The sequence below is a fragment of the Paraburkholderia sp. CI3 genome, assembly GCF_050436505.1.
Classification (GTDB): domain Bacteria; phylum Pseudomonadota; class Gammaproteobacteria; order Burkholderiales; family Burkholderiaceae; genus Paraburkholderia; species Paraburkholderia tuberum.
In genome coordinates this window covers 695342-720296 of record NZ_JBNDMI010000004.1, presented here as the reverse complement: position 1 = coordinate 720296, position 24955 = coordinate 695342, and the positions used below count along the sequence as shown (strand labels likewise).

Here is a 24955-nt window from a genome sequence, read left to right as displayed (position 1 = left end):
CCGCTTCCGCCGCACGCACCGAAACAGCCGCACGCCGTGCGCCTATCGGCACTAACATAGCGATTCCAAAGTCTGCCCGCCGCGCCGCGGGCGCACCGCCAGGTTTCGCCATGACAGACGCAGAAAACTCGCTGCTCTCCCTTTTCGATCCGCTGACCGACTCGCAGCCGCTTGCGCTGCCACTGCTGACGCTGACCGACTTGCGGATCGCCGAATCCCAGGCCGCCGCGGCCCTGCCCGAGCACACGCTGATGGCGCGCGCCGGTCACGCGGCCGCGCGCTGGCTGCTCGAACGGATCGCCGCGGATACGTCGGTGACGAAGTCGCAGCAGCGCGCGTGGCTGGTCGCCGGCCCCGGCAACAACGGCGGCGACGCGCTGGTCGTCGCGACGGAACTGCACAAGGCCGGCATCGCAGTCGAAGTCTGTATGCCGGTTGAAGTGAAGCCCGCCGACGCGCGCTGGGCGCTCGACGCCGCGCGCGCCGCCGGCGTGCCGATCGACGCGGCGCCGCCCGCCTCGCTCGACGGCTATGGCTGGCTCGTCGACGGTATGTTCGGCATCGGGCTCGCGCGGCCGCTCGACGGCGTCTTCGCGACGCTCGCGCGGCAGGTGTCGCAGCGCACGAAGGCGCGCCCGACACAAGGCGCCGTGCTCGCGCTCGATGTGCCCAGCGGGCTCGACAGCGACACCGGCGCGGTGATCGGCGGCAACGGCGCGGCGGCGGTCCATGCGACGCACACGATCACGTTCATCGGCGCGAAGCCGGGGCTTTTCACCGCGCAAGGCCGCGATCTCGCCGGGCGAGTGACGGTCGCACCGATCGGGCTCGTGGCAGGGATCAACGGCGGGGGCAGCCAGGACGCTGCCACCAGCGCCTCACGTGCGGCGATCCAGCTCAGCGCGTCCGATCTCTTCGGCCCCTTCATGCCCCCACGCAACTTCGCGACCAACAAGGGCACCTTCGGCAGCCTCGCGGTGGTCGGCGGCGACACCGGCATGTGCGGCGCGCCGATTCTCGCGGCACGCGCGGCGCTCTACACCGGCGCGGGCAAGGTCCACGTCGCGCTGCTCGGCGAAGGCGCCCCGCCCTACGATCCGCCGCACCCCGAACTGATGCTGCATCCGATCGACACGCTGCCGCTCGATTCGATGGACGCACTCGCGATCGGCTGCGGCATGGGGCACGGCGAACGCGCGACGCGGGTACTGCACGACGTGCTGCAACTCGACGTGCCCAAGCTGTTCGATGCCGACGCGCTGAACCTGGTCGCCAACGATCCCGCGCTCGCCGCGGAAGTCACCGCGCGCGGCGTGCAAGGCGATCCGTGCATTTTCACTCCGCATCCGCTCGAAGCGGCGCGCCTGCTTGGCAGCGATGCGGCGAGCGTGCAACGCGACCGTCTCGCGGCCGCACGCGCGCTCGCGGCGCGTTTTGCGAGCGTCGTCGTGCTGAAGGGCGTCGGCACGATCATCGCCGCGCCCGACGGCCGCCTCGCGCTGAACCCGACCGGCAACGCCGCGCTCGCGACGGGCGGCACCGGCGACGTGCTCGGCGGCATCATCGGCGCGCTGCTCGCGCAGCATCTGCCACGCTTCGAGGCGGCGCTCGCGGGCGTCTATCTGCACGGCCTCGCCGCCGATACGCTGACCGCGCAGGGCCACGGCCCCGCTGGGCTGACGGCCGGCGAGCTGGCACCGATGGTGCGTACCTTGTTGAACCGGCTGTTCTATTCGGCGCCGCTTGCTTGACGCGCGCGATTACTCTGAATTCGAATCGCGTTCGCGGCGCTCGTTCACACCGTTGAAACATCGCGATCCCAATCATCGCGAGCGCGCGCAACGCACTGCTGCCCGTCGCGCATCCCCGCTATACTGATTGCCTGCGCCGCGCGTCGGATCGATCGCGGGTCGCGGCGATACTCCAGCGGGCGCGAGCGCCGCCTCGCCTTTTCGCGAAGTTCACCCGCTTCGCGAAGTATCGTCGGCACCTGTCCCGCTCCGGGCCGCGTGGCATCGCTCTGACTGCATCGCCGCATCATTCTCGGCCGCGCTTCATGCGCGCGCCTTCCTTCGTGCCCCTTGGTTAGACGGACGCTATGACCCAGAACTCGCTCCCCTCCTGGTCCTCGCTGCAGACGCATTACGACACGATTCGCGATGCGCATCTGCGCGACTGGTTCGCCCCCGAGAACGATCCCGCTCCCACGCGCGCCGAACGCTTCACGTTCGCGGGCGGCGGTCTCTCAGCCGATTTCTCGAAGCACCGCATCACCGACGAAACCCTGCAACTGCTCGTGCAACTCGCCCGCGAAGCCGGCGTCGAAAAGCGCCGCGACGCGATGTTCGCGGGCGAGGTCGTCAACCCGACCGAAGGCCGCGCCGCGCTGCACACGGCCTTGCGCGCAACCGACCCGAAGGCGCCGTTCTTCGCCGAAGTGCAGGCCGAGCGCAAGAAAATGGCCGCGTTCGCCGAGCAGGTCCGCAGCGGCGCATGGACCGGCTACACCGGCAAGCGGATCCGTCATGTCGTGAACATCGGCATCGGCGGCTCGGATCTCGGGCCGAAGATGGTCGTGCACGCGTTGCATCATCTCGCGACGCCCGAGATCTCGACGCACTTCGTGTCGAACGTGGACGGCGCCGATCTGTACGACGTGATGCAGCAGATCGATCCCGAAGAGACGCTCGCGATCATCGTGTCGAAGACTTTCACGACGCTGGAGACGATGACCAACGCGCGCTCGCTGCGCGACTTTTTCATCCAGAAAGGCTGCCGGGAAAGCGCGCTGGCGAAGCACTTCGTCGGTGTGTCGGCCAATACCGCCGAAGTCGTCAAGTTCGGCATCGCGCAAGAGAACGTGTTCTCGATGTGGGACTGGGTCGGCGGACGCTACTCGCTGTGGTCGGCCGTCGGTCTGTCGATCATGATCGCGGTAGGTCCGCAACAGTTCGACGAGCTGCTCGCCGGCGCCAACGAGATGGACCAGCACTTCCGCACCGCGCCGCTCGACAGGAACCTGCCGGTGCTGCTCGGCATGATCGGCATCTGGTATCGCAACTTCTTCGGCTCGCAGAGCTATCTGGTCGCGCCGTATTCGCAGGCGCTGCATTTCCTGCCGTCGTATCTGCAGCAGCTCGAAATGGAGAGCAACGGCAAGTCCGCGCGTCTCGACGCCGCGTTCGTCGACTATGCGACTTCCGCAGTCACGTGGGGCGAGCCGGGCACGAACGGTCAGCACGCGTTTTTCCAGATGCTGCACCAGGGCCCGACGATCGTGCCGATCGATTTCATCGCGCTGCTGACGCCCGAGCATCCGCTCGCGAGCCATCATCCGAAGCTGCTCGCGAACTGCTTCGCGCAGAGCGAAGCGTTGATGCTGGGTCGCACGCTCGAGGAAGCGAAGAAAGTGGCCGGCCCCGACAAGCCGGAACTCGCGCCGCACCTGACGTTCCCCGGCAACCGCCCCACCGCGACACTGCTGCTCGACGCATTGACCGCGCGCACGCTCGGCGCGCTGATCGCGCTTTATGAGCACAAGGTGCTGGTGCAGGCGTCGGTGTGGAACATCAATCCGTTCGATCAGTGGGGCGTCGAACTCGGCAAGATCCTCGGCAAGGTGGTCGAGGCCGATCTGGGCGCGGCGAGTGCCGACGTGAAGAAGCATGACTCGTCGACGTCGGCGCTGATCGCGCGGGCCCGGGCTGCGTTGAAGCGCTGAATGGAAGTCTGGAGCGCACGATAGCGGGCGATAACGCGCCACAAACAGAACGAAGCGGGCTACGGCCCGCTTTGTTTTTGCTTCGACGACGACATGCCCGAGGTACGCGAGCGCAAGCCCGCGATCCGCCGGACCATCAAGCGAGCCGCCCCGCTTCGATCGTCACCGTCGTATCGCAACGCCGCGCGAGTTCGATGTCGTGTGTCACGAGCACGAGCGTCGCGCCGTGCGCGCGATTCATCTCGAACATCAGATCGATCACCGCGTGGCCGGTGGCCGCGTCGAGACTGCCGGTGGGTTCGTCGGCGAACAGGATCGCCGGGCGCGTGACGAACGCGCGCGCGAGCGCGACGCGCTGCTGCTCGCCGCCCGACAGCAGCTTCGGATAATGACCGGTACGCTGCCCGAGCCCAACCTGTTCGAGCAGTTCACGCGCACGCGCGGCGGCCTCGCGTGTGCCGATGCCGCCTTGCAGTTCGAGCGGCAACGTGACGTTTTCGAGCGCGGTCAGATGCGGCATCAACTGAAACGACTGGAACACGAAGCCGACCGCGCCGCTTCGCAACGCGGCGCGGCCGTCTTCGTCGAGCTCGCCGAGTTCGCGCCCGAGCAGCCGAACCGAGCCCGCGCTAGCACTGTCCAATCCCGCGAGCAAGCCGAGCAGCGTAGACTTGCCCGACCCGGATGCACCGACGATCGCGACGCTGCTGCCGGCATCGATGGCAAGATCGATGTCATCGAGAATCGTCAGTTCGCCCGCAGCATCCTTAACCCTCTTGCACAAACCCCGCACTTCAATGACTGGATCAGTTCTGTTTGGCATGGTGAAGCGTAGGTTGAAAGTGCGCGCCATCGCCCCTCGCGCCGCGGCGCTGTCTGCGGCATTCGGCGCGACCATGATGGCCGCCGCGCTGGTTTCGTTACCGTTGCGGGCTCACGCGGCGAATACGCCCGAACCCGCGAAGCCGGTGATCGTCGTGCTCGGCGACAGCATCTCCGCTGAGTACGGGCTGCCCCGCGATACGGGCTGGGTCGCGTTGATGCGTCAGCGTCTGGCCGAAGAGCGCATCGATTATAGCGTCGCCAATGCGAGCATCAGCGGCGACACGACGAGCGGCGGACGCGCGCGTCTGCCCGCGCTGATGGAACGGCTCAAGCCGAGCATCGTGATCGTCGAGCTCGGCGCCAACGACGCGTTGCGCGGCGTGCCGCTCTCGACGACCGAGGACAACCTGCGCACGATCATCGAACAGGCGCAGCAAGGCCACGCGAAGGTCGTGCTCGTCGGCATGTACGTGCCGCCCAATTACGGCCCCGACTATACGCAAAAGTTCCACGACCTCTACGGCCAGCTGTCGAAGGAGTTCCATGTGCCGCTCGTGCCGTTTCTTCTCGCCGGCATCGCGGATAAACCGGACATGTTCCAGGCCGATCAGCTCCACCCGACGCAGCAGGCACAGCCGCTGCTACTCAACAACGTGTGGCCCGCTGTCAAGCCACTTCTTCGCACAAGTTCGCCGCACTGAAAGACCTGCTAACGACTTGTTTCCGGAACCTGGGGAACACGGATCGCCGAGCCGTTCGACATATGGGCAATCCCTGCGACCCGGCTCATTCTTGAGCGACTTCTGAGGAGATAACGTTGAAATATTTACCGTTAATCGCTTTGACCATTGCCATCTCGGCCTGCGCGGCTCAACCGCCGGCCGGCGTTCAGTCGGTGGGTCAAAGCCAGCAGCCGCCTCGCGCCGTCGCAACCTGCATCGCGCAGAAATGGGCGGATAGTTCGCAACAACAGGTGGTCTCGCAAACCATCCTCGCCAACGATCAGGCCATGGACGTCTACGTCCCGGGCCAGCAGCCGCCCAACGGCGCGGCCGCGGTGGTCCGTCCTTCGTATAGCGGCAAGGGCACGTGGGTCGGCTTTCGCGCCGGCGGCGCTGGCGGTGGCAACGCCACCGGCGCGATCAGCGGCTGTCTGTAAAGCTGCCACCTGGCTGTAGATAAAAAAAGCCCCGCAAATGCGGGGCTTGCTTCTGGACGAGCAGGTAATGCTTACTGCGGCTTACTAATCGGCCGGCTGGGCGGCGCTGTCGAGCGTACCGTAGAACTTCACCTTCGAGCGCTCGCGCAGCGCTTTCAGATAGGCTTCGGTCTGCGACTGCGCGTCCACCTGCGCGATCTGCTGCTGCGCGACAGCGAGATGCTGCGCGTCGGTGGCCGCGGGCTGCACGATCTGGTTCACGCGATAGATCGCATAGCCGTCGTCGCCGAGATCGACACCGACGTAGGCCGGCAACTTTTGCGCATCGACCTTGTAGATTGCGCTCAGTGCGGCAGGCGGCACGCCCTGCGCGTCATTGCGCGACACCTTCAGCGGCGACGAGAAACCGGCGGTCGCCTTCGACTTCTCGAACTCGGCCAGCTTTGCGACGCCGTCCTTGTGCGCTGCTTCGTTCGCCTGCACGGCGATCACCTTCTGACGCACCGCGTCCTTCACCGCGTCGAATGCGGGCACGGCAGCGGGCTTGTAGTCGGTCACGCGCGCGGCGATCAGCGTGTTGTTGCCGACGTCGATGGCCTGCGTATTGTTGTGCGCCGATACCGAGTCGTTCGCGAACACGGCTGCGAGGAACTTCGGGTTGTTCAGCGGGCTGTCGGGCGGCAGCTTCGGATCCGGCTGCGGCGTGACCGTCGCGGTCTGGATCTGCAGCTTGAATTTGTCAGCGGCCGGCTGCAGGCTCTTGGCCTTTTCATAGACGAGCGACGTGAAACCTTCCGAGCTGTCGGTGAACGCCTTGCTCGCCAGTTGCGTCTTCAGCTCCCTGGCGATCTGGTCCTTCACTTCGTCGAACGACTTCGTGACCGCCGGCTTTATATCGGTGACCTTGATGATGTGGAAACCGAAGTCGGTCTGGACGATGCCGCTGATTTCGTCCTTCTTCAGAGCGAACACCGCGTCGTCGAACGCCTGGCCGCCCGCGATCATGCCGCGGCCGAAGTAACCGAGATCGCCACCCTTCGATGCCGAACCCGGATCCTGCGAGTTCCGCTGCGCGATCTGCGCGAACTGGTCCGGATGCGCCTTGAGCTGCGCGAGCAACTCCTCGGCCTTCTGCTTCGCTTTGGCCTTGTCGGCCGCGCTCGCGTCCTTCGGTGCCGCGATCAGGATATGGCTCGCGCGCACTTCGCCTTCGGTGCGGAAGTGGGCGATGTTGTCGTCGTAGTACTTCTTCAGGTCCGCGTCGCTCGGCTGCACCGATGCGCTCAGCGCGGCCGGCGACATCACCAGGTACTGGATCGTCGCCGTAGCGGGCGTCGCGAAGTCGTTGCGATGCGCGTCGTAGTACGCTTGCAGTTGCGCATCGGTCGGCTGGATCTTCGCCGCGTAATCGTGCGGATGGAACGCGATGCCCTGCACTTCACGCTGCTGCTGCGCGAGCTCGGTCAAGTGCTGCGCGAGCGTCTTCGACGTGAACGCGCTCGCCTCGATGCTCGCGGGCAGTTGTTGCATAGCGAGGTTGTAGCGCACGCGCTCGTCGTACTGATCGGGCGTCATGCCCTGCATCGCGAGCAGTTGCTTGTAGCGGTCGAGGTCGATCGACCCGTCGGGATTCTTCAGCGACGAGATCACCGGATCGGACAGCAGCGCGCGGCGCACCGCTTCGTCCGATGCGCTCAGATGCAGACGCTGCGTTTCGTCGGCAAGCACACGCTGCTCGATCATGCCGTCGAGCATCTGGCGACGGCGCTCCGGCGTGTCGAACGACTTCATGTCGAACTTCGCGCCGAGCATCTGACGCCCGCGGTCGATCTGCTGGCGCATCGCGTCGTCGTATTCGACACGGGTGATCTTGTGACCGTTGACACTCGCGACGTTTGCACTTTCGTCAAAGAAGCCGCGGAAACCCTGAATACCCACGAAACCCAACCCCGGCAAAATGACGAGGATGAGCATGAGCATCATCAGGCGTTGGTGATTGCGGAAAAAATCGAGCATGCGTGAGGGGTGCCAAAAACAGAACGCCCGATCTTACAACAGCGGGCAACAAAAAAGGCGAACCGGAGTTCGCCTTTCGTGGATACTGGCGGAGTGGACGGGACTCGAACCCGCGACCCCCGGCGTGACAGGCCGGTATTCTAACCGACTGAACTACCACTCCTTATACTGCACTTTTGCGACTGGAAACACTGCAGCCGAATCTGAAACTGGTGGGTGCTGAGAGGCTCGAACTCCCGACCTACGCCTTGTAAGGGCGCCGCTCTACCAACTGAGCTAAGCACCCGTTTCCTGATTCAGTGCTTGATGTGTTTTCTGCCTTGCCGCTGCCCTCCCCGTGAATCGTTCATGCAGTCGGGTTAAGCAATTCCTCAAGCAACAAGCGCACTAGTTTAGCGCATCCTTCAGAGCTTTGCCAGGCCTAAATTTAGGAACTTTTGCTGCCTTGATTTTGATCGCGGCGCCCGTGCGCGGATTGCGTCCGGTGCGCGCGGTGCGCTTGCCGACCGCGAACGTGCCAAAGCCGACCAACGTCACAGATCCGCCCTTCTTCAACGTGTTTTTGACGCCCGCGATGACTGCATCGAGCGCACGGCCCGCCGCGGCCTTCGAAATGTCGGCTTGCTGTGCGATGTGATCGATCAATTCCGTCTTGTTCATTCAAACCCCCGTGAATGTTTATTGGCAATCGTGACAGTGCTTTCCAGCACCTCCCGCCACGCGGCCGGCGCGAACGCCAGGCCGCCTCATTAGAAGCGGCCGAAACCCTTGTGTCAACCGGGGTTGAGCCTGATCGGCGTTATTTTAGAGGGGCGCTTTTGTCACAGTATGTTGCAGCGGAAAGGCTGACGATGCGGCCTGGCGACGAAGCCGCGCGGGCAAAAAAAACCCGCGGCTCTTGACCGCGGGTTTTCTGCTTCAGCGAACGACACCGCTGCAGAATGCTTTGGCGTCAGCGCATTCTGATGCGCATCGAACCTTAGTGCTTGACGACGTCCGTCGCGGCATCCTTGCCCGGCTCAGCCCCAACCGGCGCCGAGGGCTTCGGTTCTTCTTCCGGTAACGCCTGCGGTACACGCTCGAGCGCAAGTTCGAGCACCTTGTCGATCCAGCGGACCGGCACGATTTCGATCGCGTTCTTCACGTTGTCCGGAATCTCCGTCAAGTCCTTGACGTTTTCTTCCGGAATCAGCACCAGCTTGATGCCACCGCGATGCGCCGCCAGCAGCTTTTCCTTCAGGCCGCCGATCGGCAGAACTTCGCCACGCAGCGTGATTTCGCCCGTCATCGCGACATCGGCGCGCACCGGAATACCGGTCAACACCGACACCAGCGCGGTCGTCATCGCGATACCAGCCGAAGGACCATCTTTCGGCGTTGCGCCTTCCGGCACGTGGATGTGAATGTCCTGCTTCTCGAACGCTTCGTCCTTGATGCCAAGACGACGCGAACGCGAACGCACGACCGAGCGCGCCGCTTCGACGGATTCCTTCATCACGTCGCCGAGCGAACCCGTGCGGATCACATTGCCCTTGCCCGGCATCACCGCGGCTTCGATGGTCAGTAGATCGCCGCCCACTTCCGTCCACGCGAGACCCGTGACCTGGCCCACCTGATTTTCCTTCGCGGCCAGACCGAAGTCGTACTTGCGCACGCCGAGGAACGTGTCGAGGTTGCTGCCGTCGACCTTCACCGCGCCTTCCGCCTTCTTCAGCAGAAGCATCTTCACGACCTTGCGGCAGATCTTCGAAATTTCACGCTCGAGCGAGCGAACGCCCGCTTCGCGCGTGTAGTAACGAATGATGTCGCGGATCGCAGTTTCCGTCACATCGACCTCGCCATCCTTGAGGCCGTTGTTCTTCTTCTGCTTCGGCAGCAGATAACGCTGCGCGATGCTGACCTTCTCGTCTTCCGTATAACCAGACAGACGAATCACTTCCATCCGGTCGAGCAGCGGCGGCGGAATGTTCAGCGAGTTCGACGTCGCCACGAACATCACGTCCGACAGATCGAAGTCGACTTCGACGTAGTGGTCGGCGAACGTGTGGTTCTGTTCCGGATCGAGCACTTCCAGCAGGGCCGACGACGGATCGCCGCGGAAATCCTGACCCATCTTGTCGACTTCGTCGAGCAGGAAGAGCGGATTGCGCACGCCGACCTTGGTCAGGCTTTGCAGGATCTTGCCCGGCATCGAACCGATGTACGTGCGACGGTGGCCACGAATCTCGGCTTCGTCACGCACGCCGCCCAATGCCATGCGCACGAACTTGCGGTTCGTCGCGCGCGCGATCGACTGACCGAGCGAAGTCTTACCGACGCCCGGAGGCCCCACGAGGCACAGGATCGGCGCCTTGACCTTGTCGACACGTTGCTGGACCGCGAGATACTCGAGAATGCGTTCCTTCACTTTCTCGAGACCGAAGTGGTCTTCGTCGAGCACGCGCTCCGCATTCGACAGGTCGTTGTTGACCTTGCTCTTCTTGCGCCACGGCAAGCCGATCAGCGTGTCGATGTAGTTGCGCACGACCGTCGCTTCCGCCGACATCGGTGACATCAGCTTGAGCTTCTTCAGCTCGGCGTCGGCCTTCTTCTTCGCTTCCTTCGGCATGCGGGCGGCCGTGATGCGCTTCTCGAGTTCTTCGAGATCCGCACCTTCTTCGCCTTCGCCGAGTTCCTTCTGGATCGCCTTGACCTGTTCGTTCAGGTAGTACTCGCGCTGACTCTTCTCCATCTGACGCTTCACGCGCCCGCGGATACGCTTTTCGACCTGCAGGATGTCGATCTCGGCTTCGAGTTGCGCGAGCAGATGCTCGAGCCGCTCGATCACCGGGAACATCTCGAGGATGTGTTGCTTCTGGTCGAGCTTGAGCGGCAAATGCGCCGCGATCGTGTCGGCGAGACGCCCTGCCTCGTCGATACCCGACAGCGAGGTCAGGATCTCCGGCGGGATCTTCTTGTTCAGCTTCACATACTGGTCGAACTGCGACACGATCGCGCGACGCAGCGCTTCGGTTTCAGCGCTGTCGGCGTGGTCAGGTTCGAGCGGCATGACTTCGCACGAGAACTGCGTTTCCTGTTCTTCGATGGAAAGCGTCTTCGCGCGCTGCAAGCCTTCGACGAGCACCTTCACGGTACCGTCGGGCAGCTTCAGCATCTGCAGGATGTTGGCGATACACCCTACTTCGTACATGTCCTTTTCGGTCGGCTCATCTTTCGCAGCCGTCTTCTGGGCGACGAGCATGATGTGCTTGCCGCCTTCCATCGCTGCTTCGAGAGCCTTGATCGACTTCGGGCGGCCTACGAAGAGCGGAATCACCATGTGCGGGAAAACGACTACGTCGCGCAGCGGGAGCAGCGGCAGCGTAATGCGTTCCGGCGGGAGGAGTTGGGTTCCTGACATTTCATTTCCCCATGAGTGGAATCAGTTCGTTCGATAGGTGAGGCCAGCAGAAAATTTTGCAAGCCTCCGCGTGTGGGAAAAGTTCAGTGACTCCGAAGGTTCAGTGACTCCATAGTTGAGAACAACCAGCCTGACCACACGATAAACGAAAAAGCCGTTCACGTCGCCATGAACGGCCTTTTTGCAGAACTCGAAAGCCGATCAGTTCGAACCCGCGACCTTCGGCGCGTCTTCGTAGATCAGCAGCGGTTTGCCGTCGCCGTCGATAACGTTGTCGTCGATGATGACCTTGCTGACACCTTTCATTTGCGGAAGGTCGTACATGACATCAAGCAACGCCTGTTCCAGAATCGAACGCAGGCCCCGCGCGCCCGTCTTGCGGCGGATCGCCTTGCGCGCGACGGCCTGCAACGCGGCCGGACGGATTTCGAGCTCGACGCGCTCCATGCTGAACAGCTTGTGATACTGCTTGACCAGCGCATTCTTCGGTTCGACGAGAATCTTCATCAGCGCCGCTTCGTCGAGCTTGCCGAGCGTGGCGACCACCGGCAGACGGCCGATCAGCTCCGGAATCAGGCCGAATTTGATCAGATCTTCCGGCTCCACTTCGCGCAGCACTTCGCCGGCGTCGCGGTCCTGCTTGCTCTTCACGCTCGCGCCGAAACCGATGCCGGTCTTCTCGGTGCGATCGACGATGACCTTCTCGAGGCCGTCGAACGCACCGCCGCAGATGAACAGGATGTTCGTCGTATCGACCTGGATGAAGTCCTGGTTCGGATGCTTACGGCCACCTTGCGGCGGCACCGACGCCATCGTGCCTTCGACCAGCTTCAGCAGAGCCTGCTGCACACCCTCGCCCGACACGTCGCGCGTGATGGACGGGTTGTCGGACTTGCGACTGATCTTGTCGATTTCGTCGATGTAGACGATGCCGCGCTGAGCCTTGTCCACCTCGTAATTACAATTCTGCAGCAGCTTCTGAATGATGTTCTCGACGTCTTCGCCGACATAGCCGGCTTCCGTCAGCGTGGTCGCGTCGGCGATCACGAATGGCACGTTCAGAAGGCGCGCGAGCGTCTGCGCAAGCAGCGTCTTGCCGGAGCCGGTCGGGCCGATCAGCAGGATGTTGCTCTTGGACAGCTCGATTTCATCCTTCTTGTCGAGATGCTTGAGGCGCTTGTAGTGGTTGTAGACCGCGACCGCGAGGATCTTTTTCGCGCGCTCCTGACCGATCACGTACTGGTCGAGAATTTCGCGGATTTCCTGCGGGGTCGGCAGATCGGACTTGGACAAGCCGGCCTCGATGCCCGCGCCTGCAGCCTCGTCACGAATGATTTCGTTGCACAGATCGATACATTCGTCGCAGATGAATACCGACGGGCCAGCAATCAGTTTCTTGACCTCATGCTGGCTCTTGCCGCAAAACGAGCAATACAACAGCTTTTCGCTGTTAGAACCTTTCTTGTCCGCCATAGATGTGTGAGCCTCCGGACACCGGATTAGATAATACGCCGTTTGCCCCCGCCACGCAGTTTGGGCGCGGCAGGGCTAGTGAGCACGATAACGGCGCTTGCCGCAGACGCCCGGACGGAAGTTGAACATTCACAACCGACCCGATGACGGTTTTGCCGCAACAGTGGGCAAAACAGCATGGCAAAACCGTACCAGATCAGGGACGCTTGTGCGCCACCTGGTCGACGAGGCCGTACGCCTGCGCGTCATCGCCGGACATGAAATTGTCACGGTCGGTGTCACGCGCGATACGTTCGACCGGCTGACCGGTGTGGTGCGCGAGCAGATGATTCAGCCGATCCTTCAGGTACAGGATTTCACGCGCCTGGATTTCAATGTCCGATGCCTGGCCGCGCGCGCCGCCGAGCGGCTGATGAATCATCACGCGCGAATTCGGCAGCGCGAAACGCTTGCCCTTAGCACCGGCCGCGAGCAGGAACGCGCCCATGCTCGCCGCAAGCCCCATGCACAGCGTCGAGACGTCCGGCTTGATGAACTGCATCGTATCGTAGATCGCCATACCGGCAGACACGGAGCCGCCCGGACTGTTGATGTAGAAGTAGATGTCCTTGTCCGGATTCTCGCTTTCGAGAAACAGCATCTGCGCAACCACCAGATTGGCCGTCTGGTCGTTCACTTCGCCCACGAGGAACACGATGCGTTCCTTCAGCAGACGCGAATAAATATCATACGAGCGCTCGCCCCGGCCGCTCGTTTCCACGACGATCGGCACCAGACCGAGTGCCTGCGCTTCGAGATCCCGGGACGACTGGGAGGTCAACGTGTCCAGCATTTGGGCGCGAAAGGTCATGCAATGGATCCTTGTCTGGAAATATTCTGAATATTAGCTGCTGGACACAGGTTGGTGCGACGAGCCCGTATTCAAGTGCCGTCTTCGTGTGCGCCGCACGACCGGATCCGGTACGTCACACAGATTCATGGCACAAAAAAACGGCGTGCGGGCCGTCGGTCGCTCCGACAGCCGGCACGCCGTTGCAGCGACGCTTACGCTTGCGCCGTTGCGCTTGCCAGTTCCTCGAAGCTCACTTCCTTGTCCGTCACCTTGGCCTTGCTGAGGACGAAGTCGACGACGTTGGCTTCAACGACATACGCTTCCATTTCAGCAAGACGTTGCTGGTTGGAATAATACCAGCGGACGACTTCCTTCGGGTCTTCATAGCTTTTCGCGAATTCATCGACTTCGGCACGGATCTGCTCGGGCTTCGCCTGCAGTTCGTTCGCCTTCACCAGTTCGGCCAGCACGAGACCCAGCTTGACGCGGCGCTCGGCCTGCTCCTTGAACATCGCGGCCGGGATCGGCGCGTCCTTCGCGTTCGGCACGCCGCGCTGTTCCAGATCCTGGCGAGCCATCGCGACGAGGCGCTCCTGATCCTGCTCGATCAGCGCGTTCGGGACGTCGAGCTCCGAGATTTTCAGCAGTGCGTCCATCACCTGGTTCTTGACGATGGCTTGCGTGCGCCGCTTCGCTTCGCGCTCGAGGTTGTCCTTGATTTCAGCGCGCATCTTGGTCAGATCGCCGTCTTCGATGCCGAGCGATTTCGCGAATTCGCCGTCGACTTCCGGCAAATGCGGCCATTCGATCTTCTTCATCGTGATCGTGAATTGCGCCGTCTTGCCCGCCACTTCCTTGCCGTGGTAGTCGTCCGGGAACTTCAGGTCAAATTCCTTCGCTTCGCCGACCTTCAAGCCGAGCGCCGCTTTTTCGAATTCCGGCAGCATGCGGCCTTCGCCGAGGATGAAGCCGAAGTCTTCGGCGCTACCGCCCTGGAATGCTTCACCGTCGATCTTGCCGACGAAGTCGACCGTCACGCGGTCGCCGTCTTTGGCGGCCGTGTCCGCGCCGCCGTCGCCGTGCTCGCCTGCCTCGCCGCGAGCGTGGAAGTGCACGCGCTGTTTGCGCAGGATGTCCAGCGTGCGGTCGATTTCCGCTTCGCTGATGCTGGTCATGGTGCGCTCGATTTCAGCCGTGGCGACGTCGCCCAGCTTCACTTCCGGATACACCTCGAAGGTCGCGTCGAACGCGTAGCTGCCTTCACCAGCGTCGGTCTTCGGCGCGAAGCTCGGCTGACCCGCGACACGCAGGTTTTCGGTGCGGCTGATGTCGAAAAATTCCTTGCCGACCTTGTCGCTCAGCACTTCGGCTTCCACCTGGCCCGAATACTGTTGCGTCACCATCTTGAGCGGCACCTTGCCCGGGCGGAAACCCGGCATGCGCACGTTCTTCGCGAGTTGACGGATACGCGAATCCACTTCCTTCTGCACGGCATCCTTCGGCAGGGAAATCGTCACGCGGCGTTCGAGCTTGCCGAGGTTTTCAACAACGTTAGCCATGGCTTCAATCGTCCTAAAATTATTCGAGCGAATCAGTTATCTTCTCCGTGCTGCCCGTCGATGTCGCTTCGCATCGATTTGCGCCGATTGCATCGATCACGCACCTGCGCCGCGGGCTTGCAGGCCGTCGGCAGCACGGTTGAGTCCAAAGAGCCCAATATTTTAGCAAACTATTTGCGCGCCTAGCCGGGATTCGATGATTGCATCGAGTTTTCCCTGCATTCCGGGCGTTTTGAGGGCCATTTTCGATTAGTTTTGACACAGTGAGCGCGATTTGCCGCTGGCATCGCTATCCGGTTAGCGTCGTGCGTTCCTCGGCGCTCTTTCGTCATGCAACAGAACGTTCGCGTGGACGCTCGCACCCGCTCGCGGCCGACGCGTCGTGGCGGCGATCCCGCCTATGCCTTTCGACATATTCAGCCGACGCCCCCATGCTGATAAGCTAACGCACTCGGTCGGGCCGCCACCGCCGGTCACCAGCAGCCGGTCGCTTCATCCGCTCCAGCAACCGCTTACAACGACTCAAACCTCTCAGAGACACCATGCCGAATTCGTCGTCCTCGCCTGTCGTCGTCATCGCTCCCGATTCATTCAAAGGCTCGCTCAGCGCGGAACAGGTCGCGCAGGCGATCGCATCCGGCGTCCAGCGCGCACGCCCCGACGCGAGCGTGCGCATCTGTCCGATGGCCGACGGCGGCGAAGGCACGCTCGACGCAATGCTCACGAGCGGCGGCGAGCGCCGCACGCTTAGCGTGCGCGGCGCGGCCGGTCCGACGCGCGCAGCGCTGACGGGCCTGCTCACGGACGGCGGCGCCATCATCGAAACGGCGGAAATCGTCGGCATTACGGACCTCGTCGGCATGGGCGTGCCGGTCGAGGCGCGCAGCACGCGCGGCATGGGCGAAGCGATTCGCGCGCTGCTTGATGCCGGCGTGCGGCGCTTTTTCGTCGCGCTCGGCGGCAGCAGCACGAACGACGGCGGCGCCGGCCTGCTGACCGGCCTCGGCTTGCAACTGTTCGACGCGCAAGGCAACGTACTCGAAGGCACACCCGAGCAGCTTGCGCGCGTGGCGCGGGTCGATGCGTCGCTGCTCGACGCGCGGCTTGCCGACACGCAGTTCGTCGGCATGTCGGACGTCGACAATCCGTTGACCGGCGCGCACGGCGCGACCGCGATCTTCGGTCCGCAAAAAGGCGTGAAGCCAGAACAGGTCGCGCCGATCGACGCGGCGCTCGCGCGCTTCGCCGATCTGCTCGAAGCCGCGCTCGGCCGCACGGCGCGTGACCTGCCGGGCGCGGGCGCGGCGGGCGGCCTCGGCTTCGCATTGCACATGCTCGGCGCGCAGTTCGAGCCGGGCGCGGAAACCGTCGCGCGGCAAATCGGCCTCGACGCCGCGCTCACGGGCGCCAACTGGCTGATCACCGGTGAAGGCCGTTCCGACGTACAGACGCTGCACGGCAAGGCGCCGTTCATCGCCTGCGCGCATGCGCGTGCCGCGGGCGTGCCCGCCACGCTGCTGTCCGGCGCGATCGACCCCGCCGCGCTGCCGCGTCTTGCAGAATACTTCGGCGGCTGCTTTTCTCCGGCGCCGGGGCCGATCACGCTCGACGTCGCGATTCGCGACGCGGCGCGCCTGCTCGCCAACGAAGCCGAGCAGCTGACGCGCCTGAAATACGGCGTGCGTTGACCCGCGAAACGGTTGCCGCAACAATCACAGCGCCACGACCGTTCCACTCATCACGGGGTGACCATGAAGGACTCCGCCAAAGCCGGGCTCGAGCAGTTCCTCACGTATCGTCTGCATGTACTGAACAAACTGGCCGAGCGCGGCATCAGCGCGCGCTACGCGGCGAAGCTCGACGTGACGCTGCCCGAAGCGCGGGTGATTGCGACGGTGGGATCGTTCGGACCGTTCTCGATCATGGAGTTGGCACGCCATGCCAATCTCGACAAAAGCCAGGCGAGTCGCGCGGCCGAAGCGCTGATCCGGCAGGGACTCGTGCAGCGCGAAGCGAGCGCCGCGGACGGCCGCGTCGTGCTGGTCTCGCTGACGCAGGAAGGCCGCGCGCTGTATCGCAAAGTGATGCCGATCGCGCGCAAGTGGAACGGCGATATGTTCGACTGCCTCGACGAGGAGGAAAGGGCCGCGTTCGGCGCGGCGCTCGACAAGGTGATCCGTGCCATGAACGCGCGGGAGTGATAGCGCGCGGCGAACCGGCCGTGTTTGAAAAGCGCCGTTTCACGGCATTTGGCGGCGCGTGTCAAAATTGAGCCTCGGTCAACGCGCCTTCACCCTCTTTTTCATCCAGGGACGTTTCAGTGGACATCAACAAACAGGTCGCGGCACTCACCGCGTCGGAACTCCAGACCGCCGGCGCGAGCCAGGCGACCGCGATCGCGGTCAGCGTCGTGCTGCGTCATCTTCGTTCGCCGGAACTGGCGAAACTGCTGTCGTCGGCATTTGAAAATCATCAGGCGGTGATGCTGCAAACGCCGTGGCCGGACCAGATGCTGCAGGCGTTCGAGTCGACGCGCCGTTTCCTCGAAGGCGCCGCGCAAGCGGAATTGCCGGGCTCGCAGGAAGCGCCGGGAACGCCGGGAACGCCGGGTGCCTGAGTCGCGCGGTCGCGATGAAAGGCAGCGGAGCAACACTGAGGCCTTTCAGAAGACCGCGCAAAAAAGAAAAAACCCCGTCGGTCCAAAAACTTGACGGGGTTTTTCTCGACTACCAATAAGTGGTGCGAGGGAGGGGACTCGAACCCCTACACCCTTGCGGGCGTCAGGACCTAAACCTGGTGCGTCTACCAATTTCGCCACCCTCGCAGCCGGGTACGCCGCAATGCGTCGCGCCCGATTGTCCTGTGCACTTCCAAGCGCGCTGAACACGTGCCCGAAAGCGTAAGCGCGAGATTCTAACCGATTGATTCGCGCTTGTCTGCACCCGGCGGTATCTGCGCGCGCGACGCCGATGCTACAATTTTCGGCTCGTCGAGACGGGCGCCGCGACGGACGTCGGCGCCCTTCTCGCCAGTCCTTCCCCACACTCTCATCCCGTGAATTTCGACGACTATTGCCAGCAGAAAGCGGCGCCCCCAGGATCGAGCACCTACTATGCGCTTCGCCAGGCGCGCGCCGCCAGTCAGCCGCTGTTGACGGCGCTCTTCGCATTGCGTCGCGAGTTCGAGGAAACGGTCAAGGAGACGAGCGATCCGGCGGTCGGCCGCACGAAGCTCGCGTGGTGGCAGAAAGAAATCGCCGCGCTGGCCGCCGGCTCGCCGTCGCATCCGGTGTCCAAGGCACTCGCGGCCTATCTGCCCGACGCGCAGGCCGAATATCCGGCTCTGCAGGAACTGCTCGCGGGCTTCGAGATGGATCTCGACCAGGCACGCTATCTCGACTATCCGAACCTGCGGCGCTATGTGCATGGTGTCGGTGGCAATTTTGCGTCGCTGGTGTCGCGCGCGGCTGCAACCGGATCGGCCGACAATGCCGCGCATGGGTCGGCGTGGGCCGCTCCGCTCGGCGAGGCGCTGATGCTCGCGCAGTTCGTCGCCGAAACCGGCAACGATGCCCGGCATGGCCGCATCTACGTTCCGATCGACGAGATGCAACGCTACAACGTCACCGCCGCCGATCTGATCAACCGCAAATACACCGACGCTTTCACCGAGCTGATGCGGTTCGAAACGAATCGCGCGCGCGACGCGGTGCAGACCGCGCTCGCCGCGGTGCCCGCCAGCGCGCGGCGCGCGCAGCGCACGCTGCTCGCGCTCGCAGCGCTCGCGTTGGCGTTGCTCGATGAAATCGAGCGCGACGGTTATCACGTGCTGCATCAACGCATCGCGTTGACGCCGATCCGCAAGCTATGGATCGCGTGGCGCGCGAAGTAGCCTGACAGCCGGGCGCGTCGATTCGCGCCCAGCGCCCAGCGCTCACGCCCGCAGCAACGGCAGCGGCTCGAACCGCTGCTGCAGAGTCGCAGGCGCGTCCAACCCCCACCAGGGCCCGAGCACCGTCGCATAAAGCTGGCGAAAATCCACGCCGACCGGCAGGTTGCCATTCCCCTCGAGCCGCGCAAGCATCGGCGGCACGCCAAACAAACCTCCCTGCACGCGACCGCCCGTCACGAAGTGCGGCGCCACCGTGCCGTGATCGGTGCCGTTGCTCTGGTTCTCGCGCGGACGGCGCCCGAATTCCGCGTATGTCATCACGAGCGTATCGTTCCACCGGCCCTATTCAGCGTGTCCCAAGCGGCCAGCACCTGCATTGCCGTTTTGATCGAACTGCCGAACGCGCCGCCCGGAAACGCGGTCTTCAACTGAGGCTGCCCTTGCGTCGCACGCAGACGACCGGCCGGTTTCACGATGTCGTTTTCGACGTCGAGAATAGGCGCGAGCGCGGGATTGCGCTCGTGCAAGGACACTGGCGTCGCGAATCGAGAGGCCCTGACGAACTGCGCGGGATTGACCAGCGCGATCGCGCGCGCGCCGTTTGCGAGCGGCCCCATTTCGGCGCTGTCGATCACGACGCCGTCGGCCGCGAAACCGATGGGCACCGGCCTCATCGCGAACCCGCGCGTGAGCCAGCCGTCGCGCAGATATTGGTCGGAGCGTGACGCGGTGTCCCAGATGTCGATCGAACGGAAATGCGACAGGTTCGGCTGCGCATAGCTGACGCCCTGCACGATCGCGAGCTGCCGGCTGCGCCAGAGCGGCATCGGCGGCTCCAACGCGGGATGCAGCGCGGTGCGCTCGTCGAGCTGGATCATCTGTTCGCGTTTGATGCCGATGTTTTTGCGCAGCACGAGGTACGCAGGATCGGCAAACGGGATCACGGTGTTCAAACCGTCGCTGCCGCCTTCAGCGTCGAACTGTTGATCCAGGACGCGCCGCCCGGCCATCCTTTGACGTTCGGCGGATAGAACAGGTTCTCGCCGAGCGCGCGTATCTGCGCGGCGAACGGCGCCGTGTCGTCGTAGCCGACAGCGAATGCGCGCAGCGCGCCGATCACGAACTCGACCGGCGACTTCACCAGCACCCCGCGATTGCCATCGCTCCAGAACGCATCGCTGAGAAAAGAGCGCGCGTAGCGTCACCTCGATGTCATAACCGCTCGCGCGAAACTGCATGGCGATCGGCTCGACGCGTGCCGGGTCCGGCGTGTCGGAGATGTGACGCTGATCCGGCGTCCATGCGTTGCGCTCGGCGCGCGTTGGGATCGGCTCGAATACAGTCGGGAGGTCGCGATATCGCTTCGCGGCGCGCGCTCGTGAGTGCAACGGGATTTTTCACGCGGCAATGCGCGCGCTGGGATTAACGCTTGTACAACTCGCGCACGGCGTCTTCGATGTGCTGACGCAACAGCCGACGCTCCTCGGGCGTCATATGCCCGTCGCGGCGATGTTGATCGAGATCGGGGGGAACCGCGGTGCGCAGCATCGCGTCAGAGGCAGGGCGATCGATGCTCGGGTTGTGGCGGCTGGTTCTGCCATTGCCCGAGCGGGGCGCATGCTCGCTCGCCGCTCTATCCGCGGACGGCTGCGCATGAGCGAGCGTCGGGCCCAGTGTGCCTGCCAGCGTACCGGCAACCGCCAGCGCAATCACGCTCAGGCGCACGTTTGGCCAAACCCCTCCCTTCATGTTGTTCCCTTCGTGGCGCGGCAACCGGCTACCTCAGATGCGTATACAAACCCCGGTAACAGCCGGGTGCGAGAGTTTTGTCGAGTGAAGTATCCACCGAACAGCCGCATTCAGTAAAGCAGTCTAAACGCGCATACTTTACGTCGCGCCACACCGCGGGTAAATTTTGTAACCGACTGTAACCCCAGAAATGGTGTAACCGCGCACCACTTTCTAATCGCGCTAAGATGCCGACCATGGAAACCAAAAACCCTTCGAAAATCCTCGTCGTCGACGACGATCCACGCCTGCGCGATCTTCTGCGCCGCTACCTCGGCGAACAAGGCTTCAACGTCTACGTCGCCGAAAATGCGCCGTCAATGAACAAGCTCTGGGTGCGCGAGCGCTTCGATCTGCTGGTGCTCGATCTGATGCTGCCCGGTGAGGACGGCCTGTCGATCTGCCGGCGACTGCGCGGCAGCAACGACCGCACGCCGATCATCATGCTGACGGCCAAGGGTGAGGATGTCGATCGCATCGTCGGCCTCGAGATGGGTGCCGACGACTATCTGCCCAAGCCGTTCAATCCGCGCGAACTGGTCGCGCGCATTCACGCGGTGCTGCGTCGCCAGTCGCCGTCCGAGTTGCCGGGTGCGCCGTCCGAGACCACCGAGGTCTTCGAGTTCGGCGAGTTCGCGCTGAATCTCGCCACCCGCACGCTGACCAAGGCCGGCCAGGAAATTCCGCTCACCACCGGTGAATTCTCGGTGCTGAAGGTATTCGCGCGTCATCCGCGTCAGCCGCTGTCGCGCGAAAAGCTGATGGAACTCGCACGCGGGCGCGAATACGAGGTCTTCGACCGCAGCCTCGACGTGCAGATCTCGCGTCTGCGCAAGCTGATCGAGCCGGATCCGGGCAGCCCGCGCTTCATTCAGACCGTGTGGGGCCTCGGCTACGTCTTCATCCCCGACGGTGCAGCCTGAGTTTGTGCTCCGTTTTCGTTTCTGTGTCACATAAGAAGGGCCCATGCGGATCGACCGGCGCCTCCTGACGCTCGCGTTCGGCGGCCTTTTCTGGCGGACCTTTCTGCTGATCGCGCTGTTGATCGCAGTCAGTCTCGCCGCGTGGTTCCAGAGCTTTCGCGTGATCGAACGGGAGCCGCGCGCGCAGCGCGTGGCTCTGCAACTCGTCGCGATCGTCAAGCTCACGCGCACCGCACTCCTCTATTCCGATCCCGACCTGCGGCGCGCGCTGCTGCAGGATCTGGAGAGCAACGAAGGGGTGCGCGTGTACCCGCGCGAAGCCACCGACAAATACAAACTCCAGCCCGACGAATCGTTGAATCGCCTGATCGAGCACGACATCCGCGGCCGTCTCGGCGACGACACCATAATCGCGCAGAGCGTCAACGATATCAACGGCGTATGGATCAGCTTCAAGATCGACGACGACGATTACTGGGTCGCGCTCGACCGCGATCAGCTCGACAACGCCACCGGCCTGCAATGGGCCGGCTGGGGCGTGTTCGCGCTCGCGCTGTCGCTGTTCGGCGCGGCATTCATCACGAGTCTGGTGAACCGGCCGTTCGCGCGTCTGGCGATGGCCGCGCGCCGGGTCGGCTCGGGGCAATCGCCCGAGCCGCTGCCCGAGCGCGGCATGGGTGTGGCCGCCGAAACCAATCGAAGCTTCAACCAGATGGTGCGCGACCTCGAACAGCTCGAGGCGGACCGCGCGCTGATGCTCGCGGGCATCTCGCACGATCTGCGCACGCCGCTCGCGCGGCTGCGGCTCGAGACCGAAATGAGCCCGTCCGATCAGGCCACCAAGGACGCGATGGTCGACGACATCGAGCAAATGGACATGATCATCGGCCGCTTCCTCGACTACGCGCGTCCCGTTCAGCGTGTGCCGGAACCGGTGGACCTCTCGGTGATCGCGAGCGAACTCGCCGCACGCATGCAAAGCGAGGACAGCATGCGGCTGATCACGCGGCTCGCTCCGTCGGCGGTGATCGAGGCCGATGAAACCGACATGCGTCGCGTGGTCGGCAATCTGCTCGAGAACGCGCGCAAATATGGCCTCAGCGACGGCGACGGTGTGCCGCACGTAATTCTCGAAACGCGCGTGTCGCACTCGCGCGTCGAACTCTCGGTGGTCGACGAAGGCCCCGGCATTCCCGAAGACCAGCTCGCGCTCGTCACGCGGCCGTTCTATCGCGTGAATTCGGCGCGCACCCAGGCCAACGGCACGGGCCTCGGCATGGCGATCGTGCAGCGGCTCGTCGCCCGTTATCGCGGCGCGCTGCGGCTGCGCAACCGCTCGCCCGGACCCGGGCTTGAAGTGACGATCGAGTTTCCGCTCGCGAGAAGCGCGTGAGCCGACGACGCGCGGCACCGCGCGCCGTCGCCATTCGAAACACGCCGCTTGTTGCGACTTCCGAAGGAGCCTTTGCATGAAAACCGTTGGCGATAAACTCGAAGCGTTCACCGTCATTGCTGCCAAGCCGGGCTTCAACCATCACGAAGAACACGGCGTCTCGGCGTTCGAATACATCACCGAGCAGTCGTTTCGAGGCAAATGGAAAATCATTTACTTCTATCCGAAGGATTTTTCGTTGGTCTGCCCGACGGAAATCGTCGAATTCAGCAAGCTCGTCAAGGAGTTCGAGGACCGCGAGGCCGTGCTGCTCGGCGGCAGCGTCGACAATGAATACGTGAAGCTCGCATGGCGCCGCGAGTACAAGGAGCTCGACAGGCTCAACCACTACTCGTTCGGCGACGTGAAAGGCGAGCTGATCGACCAGCTCGGCGTGCGCGACAAGGAAGCGGGCGTCGCGCTGCGCGCGACCTTTATCGTCGATCCGGACAACACGATCCAGCACGTGTCGGTCAACAATCTGTACGTGGGCCGTAATCCCGAAGAAGTGCTGCGCATCCTCGACGGCCTGCAAACGGACGAGCTGTGTCCGAGCAATCGGACGATTGGCGGCGCGACGCTGTAAGCGGCACCGCCCGTCACCCAAACAAAAATCCCGTTCAGCTCCTGACCAACAACACCGCGGCCTGCGCCTCGATGCCCTCGCCGCGGCCGAGATAACCGAGCTTCTCGTTCGTCTTTGCCTTGACGTTCACGCGCTCGATCGGCAGACCGAGGTCCGCCGCGATATTGGCGCGCATCCCTTCGATATGCGGTGCGAGCTTCGGCGCCTGCGCGATCACGCTGCTGTCGACGTTGCCGATCGCAAAGCCGGCCGCCTTCACGCGCGCCACGCATTCGCGCAGCAGCACGCGGCTGTCGGCGCCGGCGAACTTCGCGTCGGTATCGGAGAAGTGGCGGCCGATATCGCCCAACGCGGCCGCGCCGAACAGCGCGTCGGTGATCGCGTGCAGCAGCACATCCGCGTCCGAGTGACCGAGCAGCCCGCGCTCGTACGGAATCGTCACGCCGCCGATGATCAACGCGCGTCCCGGCACCAGCGCATGCACGTCGTAGCCTTGCCCAATTCTGAAATCCATGTGCGTCACGTCCTCAAGTGCTGAAGCTTTTAAAGCTTCTTTAAAGCCTTTCTAAATCTTTCCAATGTGCCCAGGCGCGGTCTCACGAACCGGCGGGGCGGCTCAGAATCGCCTCGGCCAGATCGAAATCTTCCGGATACGTGACCTTGAAGTTACGCAGGCTGCCTTGCACGAGCTTCGGCGCGTGGCCCGACCATTCGATCGCGCTCGCCTCGTCGGTCAGTTCGTGGCCGTCGGCCTGCGCGCGCAGGATCGCCTCGCGCAGCATGCCGATGCGGAACATCTGCGGCGTCTGCGCCTGCCACAAGCCGTCACGCGCTTCGGTATGGGCGATGCGGCCATCGGCCGACGCGCGGTCGATACGCTTCAAGGTATCGGCGACCGGCAACGCCATGATGCCGCCGACCGCATCGTCCTTGAGCGAACCGATCAGCGTGCGGATCAGCGCCGGCGTGATGCCCGGCCGGGCCGCGTCGTGCACGAGCACCCAGTCGGCGTCGTGGGCGCCGAACTCGGCGAGCGCGTGCAGACCGTTGAGCACCGACGCCTGGCGCGACGCGCCGCCCACGCGACGCACCGCGAAGCGCAGATTGCCGAAGCGGCGGGCGTCGAAGTGCTGGTCGTCGGGCGCGATGACGACGAGCGTCTGCGTGAATTCGCTGCACGCGTCGAACGCGGCGAGCGAGTAATGCAGCATGTCGCGGCCGGCGACAGTGCGGTATTGCTTGGGCATCGCGGCGCCGGAACGGCTGCCGGTGCCTGCGCACGGGATCAGGGCAAAGAGACGGGAAGTCACGAGTGCGGATGCCGCCAGGTCAAAGTAAAGGACGGATTTT

Annotated in this window: 21 protein-coding genes, 3 tRNA genes and 2 pseudogenes; 11 read left to right on the top strand and 15 right to left on the bottom strand. The window is 63.7% G+C overall.

All coding sequences use genetic code 11. From position 1 onward, the window contains the following. Nucleotides 1-110: 110 nt before the first annotated feature. Complete coding sequence (locus tag OKW29_RS24830; RefSeq protein ID WP_429292965.1) at nucleotides 111-1751, top strand: NAD(P)H-hydrate dehydratase; 1641 nt, start codon at nucleotides 111-113, stop codon at nucleotides 1749-1751. Between the two features lie 347 nt (nucleotides 1752-2098). Further along, the gene (gene pgi, locus OKW29_RS24825) at nucleotides 2099-3721 is read left to right on the top strand and encodes a glucose-6-phosphate isomerase (RefSeq protein WP_429292964.1); all 1623 of its coding nucleotides are present in this window, start codon (nucleotides 2099-2101) and stop codon (nucleotides 3719-3721) included. 136 nt (nucleotides 3722-3857) lie between these two features. On the opposite strand, the gene OKW29_RS24820 is transcribed toward pgi, so the two are convergent. After that, complete coding sequence (locus tag OKW29_RS24820) at nucleotides 3858-4544, bottom strand: ABC transporter ATP-binding protein (protein WP_026225394.1); 687 nt, start codon at nucleotides 4542-4544, stop codon at nucleotides 3858-3860. Between OKW29_RS24820 and OKW29_RS24815 the strand changes: the two genes are divergently transcribed. Then, complete coding sequence (locus OKW29_RS24815) at nucleotides 4543-5247, top strand: arylesterase (protein ID WP_429292963.1); 705 nt, start codon at nucleotides 4543-4545, stop codon at nucleotides 5245-5247. The genes OKW29_RS24820 and OKW29_RS24815 overlap by 2 nt on opposite strands. A gap of 116 nt (nucleotides 5248-5363) precedes the next feature. Further along, nucleotides 5364-5705, top strand: a complete 342-nt coding sequence (locus OKW29_RS24810; protein WP_184063586.1) for a hypothetical protein — start codon at nucleotides 5364-5366, stop codon at nucleotides 5703-5705. Between the two features lie 84 nt (nucleotides 5706-5789). Here the strand turns inward: OKW29_RS24810 and OKW29_RS24805 are convergent, their stop codons facing one another. The 8 genes from OKW29_RS24805 to tig all read right to left on the bottom strand — a co-directional run bounded on the left by OKW29_RS24805 (nucleotide 5790) and on the right by tig (nucleotide 14985). After that, a complete protein-coding gene (locus OKW29_RS24805) occupies nucleotides 5790-7721 on the bottom strand; it encodes a SurA N-terminal domain-containing protein (RefSeq protein WP_429292962.1) in 1932 nt (643 codons plus the stop codon). 86 nt (nucleotides 7722-7807) lie between these two features. After that, nucleotides 7808-7884, bottom strand: a tRNA-Asp gene (locus tag OKW29_RS24800). Between the two features lie 47 nt (nucleotides 7885-7931). Then, nucleotides 7932-8007: transfer RNA gene (locus tag OKW29_RS24795), tRNA-Val, on the bottom strand. 101 nt (nucleotides 8008-8108) lie between these two features. After that, nucleotides 8109-8381: an HU family DNA-binding protein gene (locus OKW29_RS24790; RefSeq protein WP_018418077.1), complete on the bottom strand. Its 273-nt coding sequence runs from the start codon at nucleotides 8379-8381 to the stop codon at nucleotides 8109-8111. 319 nt (nucleotides 8382-8700) lie between these two features. Further along, nucleotides 8701-11121 (bottom strand): endopeptidase La, encoded by a 2421-nt coding sequence (gene lon / locus OKW29_RS24785; RefSeq protein WP_018418078.1) that lies wholly within the window; start codon nucleotides 11119-11121, stop codon nucleotides 8701-8703. A gap of 201 nt (nucleotides 11122-11322) precedes the next feature. After that, the gene (clpX, locus tag OKW29_RS24780; RefSeq protein ID WP_013089402.1) at nucleotides 11323-12594 is read right to left on the bottom strand and encodes an ATP-dependent Clp protease ATP-binding subunit ClpX; all 1272 of its coding nucleotides are present in this window, start codon (nucleotides 12592-12594) and stop codon (nucleotides 11323-11325) included. A 196-nt stretch (nucleotides 12595-12790) separates the two neighbouring features. Then, complete coding sequence (clpP, locus tag OKW29_RS24775; RefSeq protein WP_013089401.1) at nucleotides 12791-13444, bottom strand: ATP-dependent Clp endopeptidase proteolytic subunit ClpP; 654 nt, start codon at nucleotides 13442-13444, stop codon at nucleotides 12791-12793. A gap of 194 nt (nucleotides 13445-13638) precedes the next feature. Further along, a complete protein-coding gene (tig, locus tag OKW29_RS24770; RefSeq protein WP_184063592.1) occupies nucleotides 13639-14985 on the bottom strand; it encodes a trigger factor in 1347 nt (448 codons plus the stop codon). 542 nt (nucleotides 14986-15527) lie between these two features. Between tig and OKW29_RS24765 the strand changes: the two genes are divergently transcribed. From OKW29_RS24765 to OKW29_RS24755, 3 genes are all read left to right on the top strand, one after another. Continuing rightward, the gene (locus OKW29_RS24765; RefSeq protein ID WP_429292961.1) at nucleotides 15528-16673 is read left to right on the top strand and encodes a glycerate kinase; all 1146 of its coding nucleotides are present in this window, start codon (nucleotides 15528-15530) and stop codon (nucleotides 16671-16673) included. Between the two features lie 63 nt (nucleotides 16674-16736). Beyond that, nucleotides 16737-17186, top strand: a complete 450-nt coding sequence (locus OKW29_RS24760) for a MarR family winged helix-turn-helix transcriptional regulator (protein ID WP_184043817.1) — start codon at nucleotides 16737-16739, stop codon at nucleotides 17184-17186. Between the two features lie 119 nt (nucleotides 17187-17305). Beyond that, nucleotides 17306-17602 (top strand): hypothetical protein, encoded by a 297-nt coding sequence (locus OKW29_RS24755; protein ID WP_429292960.1) that lies wholly within the window; start codon nucleotides 17306-17308, stop codon nucleotides 17600-17602. 120 nt (nucleotides 17603-17722) lie between these two features. Here the strand turns inward: OKW29_RS24755 and OKW29_RS24750 are convergent. Beyond that, nucleotides 17723-17809: transfer RNA gene (locus tag OKW29_RS24750), tRNA-Leu, on the bottom strand. A 230-nt stretch (nucleotides 17810-18039) separates the two neighbouring features. On the opposite strand from OKW29_RS24750, the gene OKW29_RS24745 reads away from it, so the two are divergent. Further along, complete coding sequence (locus OKW29_RS24745) at nucleotides 18040-18876, top strand: squalene/phytoene synthase family protein (protein ID WP_429292959.1); 837 nt, start codon at nucleotides 18040-18042, stop codon at nucleotides 18874-18876. A gap of 42 nt (nucleotides 18877-18918) precedes the next feature. Here OKW29_RS24745 and OKW29_RS24740 read toward each other — a convergent pair. The 3 genes and pseudogenes from OKW29_RS24740 to OKW29_RS24730 all read right to left on the bottom strand — a co-directional run. Beyond that, a pseudogene (locus OKW29_RS24740) lies at nucleotides 18919-19853 on the bottom strand (DUF1501 domain-containing protein); the annotation flags it as partial. After that, nucleotides 19841-20156, bottom strand: a pseudogene (locus OKW29_RS24735) (DUF1800 family protein); the annotation flags it as partial. The pseudogenes OKW29_RS24740 and OKW29_RS24735, both read right to left, overlap by 13 nt. A 142-nt stretch (nucleotides 20157-20298) precedes the next feature. Further along, a complete protein-coding gene (locus tag OKW29_RS24730; RefSeq protein ID WP_429292958.1) occupies nucleotides 20299-20625 on the bottom strand; it encodes a hypothetical protein in 327 nt (108 codons plus the stop codon). 227 nt (nucleotides 20626-20852) lie between these two features. Here OKW29_RS24730 and ompR point away from each other — a divergent pair, with 227 nt between their 5' ends. The 3 genes from ompR (at nucleotide 20853) to OKW29_RS24715 (ending at nucleotide 23605) form a co-directional block, all read left to right on the top strand. Next, the gene (ompR, locus tag OKW29_RS24725) at nucleotides 20853-21587 is read left to right on the top strand and encodes a two-component system response regulator OmpR (RefSeq protein WP_006048917.1); all 735 of its coding nucleotides are present in this window, start codon (nucleotides 20853-20855) and stop codon (nucleotides 21585-21587) included. A gap of 43 nt (nucleotides 21588-21630) precedes the next feature. Beyond that, complete coding sequence (locus OKW29_RS24720; RefSeq protein WP_184033441.1) at nucleotides 21631-22980, top strand: ATP-binding protein; 1350 nt, start codon at nucleotides 21631-21633, stop codon at nucleotides 22978-22980. Nucleotides 22981-23056: 76 nt separating this feature from the next. After that, on the top strand, nucleotides 23057-23605 hold the full coding sequence (locus OKW29_RS24715) for a peroxiredoxin (RefSeq protein ID WP_429292957.1): 549 nt from the start codon (nucleotides 23057-23059) through the stop codon (nucleotides 23603-23605). A gap of 34 nt (nucleotides 23606-23639) precedes the next feature. Here OKW29_RS24715 and ispF read toward each other — a convergent pair whose 3' ends face one another. Then, nucleotides 23640-24119 (bottom strand): 2-C-methyl-D-erythritol 2,4-cyclodiphosphate synthase, encoded by a 480-nt coding sequence (ispF, locus tag OKW29_RS24710; protein ID WP_018432029.1) that lies wholly within the window; start codon nucleotides 24117-24119, stop codon nucleotides 23640-23642. Nucleotides 24120-24201: 82 nt separating this feature from the next. Next, nucleotides 24202-24915: a 2-C-methyl-D-erythritol 4-phosphate cytidylyltransferase gene (gene ispD / locus OKW29_RS24705; RefSeq protein WP_429292956.1), complete on the bottom strand. Its 714-nt coding sequence runs from the start codon at nucleotides 24913-24915 to the stop codon at nucleotides 24202-24204. Nucleotides 24916-24955: the final 40 nt, after the last annotated feature.

Coding starts and splice junctions, on each gene's coding strand:
- OKW29_RS24830 (WP_429292965.1), top strand. CDS start 111: ATGACAGACGCAGAAAACTCGCTGCTCTCCCTTTTCGATCCGCTGACC.
- pgi (WP_429292964.1), top strand. CDS start 2,099: ATGACCCAGAACTCGCTCCCCTCCTGGTCCTCGCTGCAGACGCATTAC.
- OKW29_RS24815 (WP_429292963.1), top strand. CDS start 4,543: ATGGTGAAGCGTAGGTTGAAAGTGCGCGCCATCGCCCCTCGCGCCGCG.
- OKW29_RS24820 (WP_026225394.1), bottom strand. CDS start 4,544: ATGCCAAACAGAACTGATCCAGTCATTGAAGTGCGGGGTTTGTGCAAG.
- OKW29_RS24805 (WP_429292962.1), bottom strand. CDS start 7,721: ATGCTCGATTTTTTCCGCAATCACCAACGCCTGATGATGCTCATGCTC.
- OKW29_RS24790 (WP_018418077.1), bottom strand. CDS start 8,381: ATGAACAAGACGGAATTGATCGATCACATCGCACAGCAAGCCGACATT.
- lon (WP_018418078.1), bottom strand. CDS start 11,121: ATGTCAGGAACCCAACTCCTCCCGCCGGAACGCATTACGCTGCCGCTG.
- clpX (WP_013089402.1), bottom strand. CDS start 12,594: ATGGCGGACAAGAAAGGTTCTAACAGCGAAAAGCTGTTGTATTGCTCG.
- clpP (WP_013089401.1), bottom strand. CDS start 13,444: ATGACCTTTCGCGCCCAAATGCTGGACACGTTGACCTCCCAGTCGTCC.
- tig (WP_184063592.1), bottom strand. CDS start 14,985: ATGGCTAACGTTGTTGAAAACCTCGGCAAGCTCGAACGCCGCGTGACG.
- OKW29_RS24765 (WP_429292961.1), top strand. CDS start 15,528: ATGCCGAATTCGTCGTCCTCGCCTGTCGTCGTCATCGCTCCCGATTCA.
- OKW29_RS24760 (WP_184043817.1), top strand. CDS start 16,737: ATGAAGGACTCCGCCAAAGCCGGGCTCGAGCAGTTCCTCACGTATCGT.
- OKW29_RS24730 (WP_429292958.1), bottom strand. CDS start 20,625: ATGAAGGGAGGGGTTTGGCCAAACGTGCGCCTGAGCGTGATTGCGCTG.
- ompR (WP_006048917.1), top strand. CDS start 20,853: ATGCCGACCATGGAAACCAAAAACCCTTCGAAAATCCTCGTCGTCGAC.
- OKW29_RS24720 (WP_184033441.1), top strand. CDS start 21,631: ATGCGGATCGACCGGCGCCTCCTGACGCTCGCGTTCGGCGGCCTTTTC.
- OKW29_RS24715 (WP_429292957.1), top strand. CDS start 23,057: ATGAAAACCGTTGGCGATAAACTCGAAGCGTTCACCGTCATTGCTGCC.
- ispF (WP_018432029.1), bottom strand. CDS start 24,119: ATGGATTTCAGAATTGGGCAAGGCTACGACGTGCATGCGCTGGTGCCG.